This window comes from Jatrophihabitans sp. (assembly GCF_051960575.1).
In the GTDB taxonomy this organism is placed as follows: Bacteria; Actinomycetota; Actinomycetes; order Mycobacteriales; family Jatrophihabitantaceae; genus JBQCEE01.
Genome location: NZ_JBQCEE010000127.1, coordinates 1 through 6,593 on the forward strand (window position 1 = coordinate 1; position 6,593 = coordinate 6,593).

Genomic DNA, 6,593 nt, shown 5'->3' on the forward strand with positions numbered 1-6,593 from the left:
TGTCGTTGGACCACGACGCCTGCTCGGCGTAGCTACCGAAGGAACCGAACGACACGTTCGCGGCGCCGCCGGTCTGGCCCGGAGCGATCCACGCGCACTCGTCGGAGTTCTCCTGCTGGTAGTACGAACTGAGCGTCTGGTGGTTCGTCCAGCCGCCCGCCGGGTTCTGGTCGGACATCATCTCGTGCCACTCGTGGCCGAGCGTCATCGTCCAGCCGTCGAGCTTGCCGGCGGTGCCGCTGTTGATGAAGTTGGTGCCGCAGCTCGCGCCCATGTCGATGTTGTAGGGCTGGTTGCTGAAGGCGATGTCGCCGTAGGGGGACGAGACGCCGACGTCACCGTTGTAGTCGTGCCACGCGCAGTAGCCCTGCGTCGGACTCTGGTAGTTGTCCGGGTTCGTGCCGTGAGGCGACAGGATGACGTAGTACGCGTCCCGGTTCGACGCGGCCGTCGTGTTGCCGAAGTGGGCGGCCGCCGAGACGGCCTCCTGGCCCAGCTGTGCCGCGGTCGCCGACGACGGCGACGCCTTGGAGTTGTCGTACCAGACGCCCGAGAGCACACCGCCGGACTGGTAGGGGATGTAGCTCGCGCCGGACGCGGGGCACGAGGTCGCGCCGCTCGCGACGCCCGCGCCGTCACACCACTGGGTCAGGTCCGCCGACCAGAGTTCGTTGTTCGTCCCGATGCCCTTGAACATGTTCTGCGCGGCCTGGGCGGCGCCGTTCGCGTCGCCGGAGAAGCTGCTGATGCCGTTCGTGGTGGTCTGCGTGCCCCACTGGGTGCCGTAGAAGACCAGGTACACCTTCGAGTGGCCGCTCTGCACGCCGATGCCGTCGACCCCGCCGCCGTACGACAGCGTCTCGCTGCCCGTGGCGGCAGCGGGCTGGCTCGCGGCCCAGTGCTGCATCCGCTGCTGCACGGCACGCGTCGGGATGACGCCGTGCCGGTAGCTGTGGCCGTGGGCCGGTGAGTAGGGATTAGACTCGCCGTTGCTGGGCGGGGCGGCGAGGGCGGCTGGTGCCACGGCGATCAACGCGGTGGCGGTGCCGAGCGCGGCGACGGTGCCGAGTGCCCGGAGACGACTGGTCACGAACGACCTCCTGGGTCGGGGGAAGGGAGCCCGTCGGGTGGACGGGACGGCAGCACGCTAGCCCGACCTGTGAGTCGGTTAAGTTTCTTGAGAGCGGGGACTTCGTGCCGCGCAGCTAGCTGCCAGTTCGCAGCAGGCCGGCGACCAGCCCGGCGCCGAGCCGGGGTGTGAGCGTGCCGCCGCCGAGCCCGAGGTCGACGAAGTCGTCGAAGATCCGCTGGTCACGCGCCGCGGCGCGCACACCCGCGTCCACGACGACGTCGAGGGTGCTGAGGCGGGCCGCCGCGGCGGTGTTGACGAGGTGGACGCCGAGGGCGGGGGTGACGGCCCGGCGGTAGCGCCGTCCCGCCGCCTGCGGCCGCCCGGCGGCGAGCGCCTCGGCCGCCGCGCGACCGGCCGCCGCGCCGGTCAGCACGGCGTAGTAGATCCCCTCGCCGGTGAGGGGATTGATCAGGCCCGCGGCGTCCCCGACGGTGAGCACGCGGCCTTCGGGCGGGCGGAAGCGCCAGGACGACAGTGGCAGGTGGTGCCCGCGCCACGCGCGCCCGTCCTCCGTCGCCCCGGGCAGCAGCCGCTCGAGCTCGCCGAGCAGCAGTGCGCGCGAGGGTGCGGCACGTGCGGGGCTGAGCACCTCGCCGTACCCCACGTTCGCCCAGCCGTCGCCGCGGTCGAACGACCACGCGTACGAGGGCTGCCGCTGGTCACCGAAGACGATCACCTGCTCGCTCGCGCGGCCGGGAGGCGTCGGTGCGTAGCCGCGCAGCGCGAAGGCGGTGCGCCCGCGGCGCGGTGCTGCTCCCGGCAGCGGGTGGGCGCCGTGCGCGAGCACGACGACGCGGGCGTCCAGGTGGTCGACCGCGCGCACGCGCCGCCGCTCGAAGCGTGCCCCGGCGTCCAGCGCAGCAGCGACGAGCCGGGCGTCGAAGATCTCGCGCGGCACGACGAAGTTCGGACTCCGCGTGGTGCGGGCGGCGCCGTGGCCCTGCTTGACCAGCCGCAGCCGGTGCACGGGGATCCGGTCGTCGAAGAGGCCCTCGAGGCCGAGGCCGGCGAGCACGTCGAGCGCGTGCGGTGCGATGCCGTCGCCGCACGGTTTGTCGCGGGGGAAGTCGGCGCGGTCGACCAGCCGCACGTCGAGCCCCGGGTGCGCACGCAGCGCGGCGAGCGCGGCGGTGGCACCGGCCGGGCCGGCCCCCACCACGACCACGTCCGCCGTCACCCCCGGACGGTACCCAGTACGGCGCCGACGACGACGGCCCGACGATAATCGCGTCATGACGGCAACCGTCGAACGCAGCGCGGTGCGCAAGTTCCTGTCGCTCGTGATGATCGAGCACTCGGTCTTCGCGCTGCCGTTCGCCTACATCGCCGCGCTCACCGCCATGTGGCGCCAGACGTCGAGCGTGCACTGGGTGCAACTGCTGCTGATCACCGTGGCGATGGTCGGCGCGCGCACGGTCGCGATGAGCGCGAACCGCATCCTCGACCGCAACTTCGACGCGCTGAACCCGCGCACCGCCCGGCGCGAACTCGTCACCGGCGAGCTGACCGTCGCGTCCGCGTGGATCGGTACGGCGGTCGCGCTCGCGGTCTTCCTCGGCAGTGCGGCGGCGCTGTCGTGGCTCTGCCTGGCGCTGGCGCCGGTCGCGGTGTTCCTGCTCGTGCTCTACAGCTACGGCAAGCGATTCACCGACTTCCCGCAGCTGCTGCTCGCGATCGCGCAGTTCGTCGCGCCCGTCGGGGCGTGGATCGCGGTGACCGGGTCGGGCAGCTGGGCCGCCACCGCCCTCGGCATCGCCGTCGGCACCTGGATCGGTGGCTTCGACCTCATCTACTCGTGCCAGGACGCCGAGGTCGACCGCCGCATCGGCTCGCGGTCGTTCCCGGCCCGGTTCGGCGTCCCGGCGGCGCTGCGCGCGTCGTCGGTCGTGCACGTCGTCACCGTCGCCGCCTTCCTGTGGTTCGGCGTCGCCGCCTCGCTGGGCGGCTGGTGGTTCGCCGGGGTCGCGCTCACCGCGGTCGTGCTCGTGTACGAGCACTCGATCGTGCGGGCCGACGACCTGTCACGCGTGAACCGCGCCTTCTTCACCGCGAACGGCGTCATCGGCATCGGGCTGTTCGCGTTCGCGCTCGTCGACCTGCTCGCCAACGGCCTGCGCGGCTGACCGCTCAGCGCTTGCGCGCTGCCACCACGTAGGTCGACGCCTCGCTGGCCCGGCCGCCGGTCGAGTACCGGCTCTCGAGCTCGCGGTGATCGGCGAGGTCGGCCACCGTGAACCCGTGCGAGCCGAGCAGCTTCGCCGCGTCGTCCGGGGTCACGGCGAAGGTGAGCGGCTCGCCGATGAGGGCGAAGCTGCGGGCCGCGGCCTCGCGCAGCCGGCCGCCGGTGGTCACGGCGGGGAGCCGCTGCCAGAAGTCCAGGGTGAGCGTCGACCCCTGGCCGCAGACGTCGCCGAGCGTCGCGAGGGTGCCCTCGACGGCCGGGCGGTCGAGATAGGGCGTCACGCCCTCCCACACCACGAAGGTGCGCGCCCCGACCGCGAAGCCCGACTCGAGCAGCCGCTCGGCGAGCGACTGGGTGCGGAAGTCGATCTCGACCCGGCGCACCCGGGTGTGGCCGAACACCTCCGGGTGCGCGGCGACGATGGCGGCCTTCCGGCGCGACAGCGGCGGCAGGTCGACCTCGTGCACCGGCCGGCCGCTGAGCTCGGCGGCGAACCGGTAGGCGCGGCTGTCGTAGCCCGCACCGAGCACGAGCACCTGCTCGACACCGTCGTCCAGGCAACGGGCCAGGTGCACGTCGATGAACCGGTGCCGCACCAGCGAGAAGGTGATGACGCCGGCGGGCGCCAAGCGCTCGAGCGCGCGGTAGGCGCCGCCGGTGACCCCGAGTGAACGCTCGACGACCCGGGCCGGCCCCGACAGGAAGTGCGGTGCGTACTCGTCGGTGACGATCCGGTCGCCCACCGGACGCCGCAGTTCTGCCGCCCGCGCGAGGGTCACCGCTTCGGCCGTCGAGCTCGGACGCTGCGAACGGTGCAGCTCACGCGGGATCAGACGCACGGCCGAAGCCTAATCGGCGCCGTTTCGTCCCTTTCGGGGCCGCGGGTCGGGTCAGACCGAGAGCCGCGTGACGAACCGGTAGCGGTCGCCGCGGTACCACGACTGCACCCACTCGACCGGCTCGCCCGCGGCCGTGAAGCTGTGCCGGCTCAGCACGAGCATCGGTGCGCCGGTGTCGGTCTGCAGGTACTCGGCCTCGCGGGGCGAGGCGACCGCGGTCTCGATCGTCTCCTCGGCGGTGACCGGTTCGACGCCGAACTCGTCGCGCAGCACGCGGTAGAGCGAGTCACCCCGCTTCAGCAGCCGGGCCAGTCCGGGGAAGCGGGCGGCCGACAGGTGCGAGGTCTCGAGCGCCATCGGGGTGCCGTCGACGAGCCGCAGCCGTTCGATGCGGTGGACGAGACCGCCGGGATGCAACCCGAGCCGCTCGGCCACGGCGTCGCCGGCCTTTTCACGCGTGGCCTCGATCAGCTCGGTGGTCGCCGCGTGCCCGGTGGCGGCGGCCTGCTCGGTGAAGCTCGTCATCTGCAGCGGCCAGCTCACCTTCGGCTCGGCGACGAAGGTGCCCGAGCCCTGCCGCCGGACGAGCCGGCCCTCGCCGACGAGCTCGGCGAGCGCCTGCCGCACGGTGGTGCGTGAGGTGGCCAGCTGCGCGGTGAGCAGCCGCTCGGTCGGCACCGGGCTGCCGGGCTGCAGCGTGTCGATGAGCTCGAGCAGGTGCTGCTTCACCGCGTAGTACTTCGGTGCGCGGGTGAACCGCTCGTCAGGCGCGACCACGACGACCTCCTTGGCTGGACAGCCGACAGCCGTCCTCGATGTCTACACCATTGACAGCGGCCCGGGGTACCGGGAAGCATCCAGATTTGTCTACACCACTTTCATCGGACGAGGGTATGCGCATCGACGACGATCTCCGCCGCCAGGCCCTCGGGTCGCTGCTGCTCGGCTTCGTCGGTGAGGAACCGCCCCGGTGGTTGCTCGACGCTCTCGCTCACGGTCTCGGTGGGGTCGTCCTGTTCGGGTCGAATGTCGGCGACGGGCGATCGGTCGACCGGCTCACCGCCCGGCTGCGGGACGCGGCCGGGCGTGACATCGTCGTGGCGCTCGACGAGGAGGGCGGCGACGTCACCCGGCTCGACACGGTGCGGGGGAGCGCCTCGCCCGGTGCGTGCGCACTCGGCTTCCTCGACGACGAGGCGGCGACCGAGGCCGCCTACGCGGCGATCGCGGCGCGGCTCGTCGACGCCGGCGTGACGCTCGACCTCGCCCCCGTCGCCGACGTCAACCTCGACCCGGACAACCCGGTGATCGGGCTGCGGTCGTTCGGGGCCGACCCCGTGCTCGCCGCGCGGCACGTGGCGGCGGCGGTGCGCGGGCTGCAGTCGGCGGGCGTCGCCGCCTGTGCGAAGCACTTCCCGGGCCACGGCGCCACCAGCGCCGACTCGCATCACGAGGTCGCGACCGTCACGCGCACGCGTGACGAGCTCGAGCGGGGCGAGTTCGTGCCGTTCCGGGCCGCCGTCGACGCGGGGGTGCGCGCGGTGATGACCGGTCACCTGCTGGTGGCCGCCCTCGACCCCGACCGGCTCGCGACGGTGAGCCGTGCGGTCACCCACGACGTGCTGCGCGGCGACCTCGGGTTCGACGGCACGGTCGTGACCGATGCGCTCGAGATGCGGGCCCTCGCCGACACCCACGGCCTGGTCGGCGGCTTCGTCGCCGCGCTGGCCGCAGGTGCCGATGCGATCGAGACCGGTGCGCTCGCCTACCCGCACCTCGTCGAGGCCGTGCCTGCGGCGGTGGCGCAGGCCGTCGAGCGTGGTGGGCTCAGGGTCGAGCGGGTCGAGGACGCGGCGCGCCGCACGGCCATGCTGGCCCGTCGCGGCGGCGCGATCACCCGGCCGACGGCCGTCGACGCGAGCCGCTGCCTCGAGGTGCTCGGTGCACTGCCGGTGCTCGACCGGCCGCTCGTGCTCGAGGCCCGACCGCCCGGCGGCATGGCGTCGGGCGAACTGCCCTGGTCGTTGGGTGAGCCGCTGTCAGCGCGGACGACAGGGGTGACGACACTGCCCGTGACGGACGCGTCGCTGCCGGCGATCGACCCGTCACGGTCGCTGGTGGTGGTCGTGCGCGACCCGCACCGGCATGCGTGGCAGCACGCGCTGCTGCGCGCGGCACTGGCGCACCCGGCGGCCGTGGTGGTCGACGTCGGCTGGCCGGCCGGGCTCCCCGGCGGCCCGACGGTCGTGCGCACGCGCGGTGTCGCCCCTGGTCTGCTCGACGCGGCCGCCGACCTGCTCGCCGGCCGCCTCGCGCAGGTGTCGCGATGACCGCCGGTGCCCTGATGGCGGCGGACATCGCGGCCCAACCCGAGCTGTTCGCGCGGCTCGCGGCGACCGACGGCGGACTGGCCGAGGCGCGGGCCCGCATCGCCGCTGCC

Annotated in this window: 5 protein-coding genes and 1 pseudogene; 2 read left to right on the forward strand and 4 right to left on the reverse strand. The window is 73.4% G+C overall.

Annotation, left to right across the window (positions count from 1 at the left end):
• Positions 1–1,090, reverse strand: a pseudogene (locus ACTHMS_RS06765) (pre-peptidase C-terminal domain-containing protein); the annotation flags it as partial.
• 115 nt (positions 1,091–1,205) lie between these two features.
• Positions 1,206–2,366 carry an NAD(P)/FAD-dependent oxidoreductase gene (locus ACTHMS_RS06770; RefSeq protein ID WP_440305904.1) on the reverse strand — a complete coding sequence of 387 codons (1,161 nt, stop codon included), beginning with the start codon at positions 2,364–2,366 and terminating at the stop codon, positions 1,206–1,208.
• On the opposite strand from ACTHMS_RS06770, the gene mqnP reads away from it, so the two are divergent.
• Positions 2,365–3,255 carry a menaquinone biosynthesis prenyltransferase MqnP gene (gene mqnP / locus ACTHMS_RS06775; RefSeq protein ID WP_440305905.1) on the forward strand — a complete coding sequence of 297 codons (891 nt, stop codon included), beginning with the start codon at positions 2,365–2,367 and terminating at the stop codon, positions 3,253–3,255. The genes ACTHMS_RS06770 and mqnP overlap by 2 nt on opposite strands.
• Before the next feature lie 4 nt (positions 3,256–3,259).
• On the opposite strand, the gene ACTHMS_RS06780 is transcribed toward mqnP, so the two are convergent.
• Positions 3,260–4,153, reverse strand: coding sequence for an SAM-dependent methyltransferase (locus ACTHMS_RS06780; RefSeq protein ID WP_440305906.1), 894 nt, complete (start codon positions 4,151–4,153; stop codon positions 3,260–3,262).
• A gap of 51 nt (positions 4,154–4,204) precedes the next feature.
• On the reverse strand, positions 4,205–4,930 hold the full coding sequence (locus tag ACTHMS_RS06785; RefSeq protein WP_440305907.1) for a GntR family transcriptional regulator: 726 nt from the start codon (positions 4,928–4,930) through the stop codon (positions 4,205–4,207).
• A gap of 116 nt (positions 4,931–5,046) precedes the next feature.
• On the opposite strand from ACTHMS_RS06785, the gene ACTHMS_RS06790 reads away from it, so the two are divergent.
• Complete coding sequence (locus ACTHMS_RS06790; RefSeq protein ID WP_440305908.1) at positions 5,047–6,483, forward strand: glycoside hydrolase family 3 N-terminal domain-containing protein; 1,437 nt, start codon at positions 5,047–5,049, stop codon at positions 6,481–6,483.
• Positions 6,484–6,593: the final 110 nt, after the last annotated feature.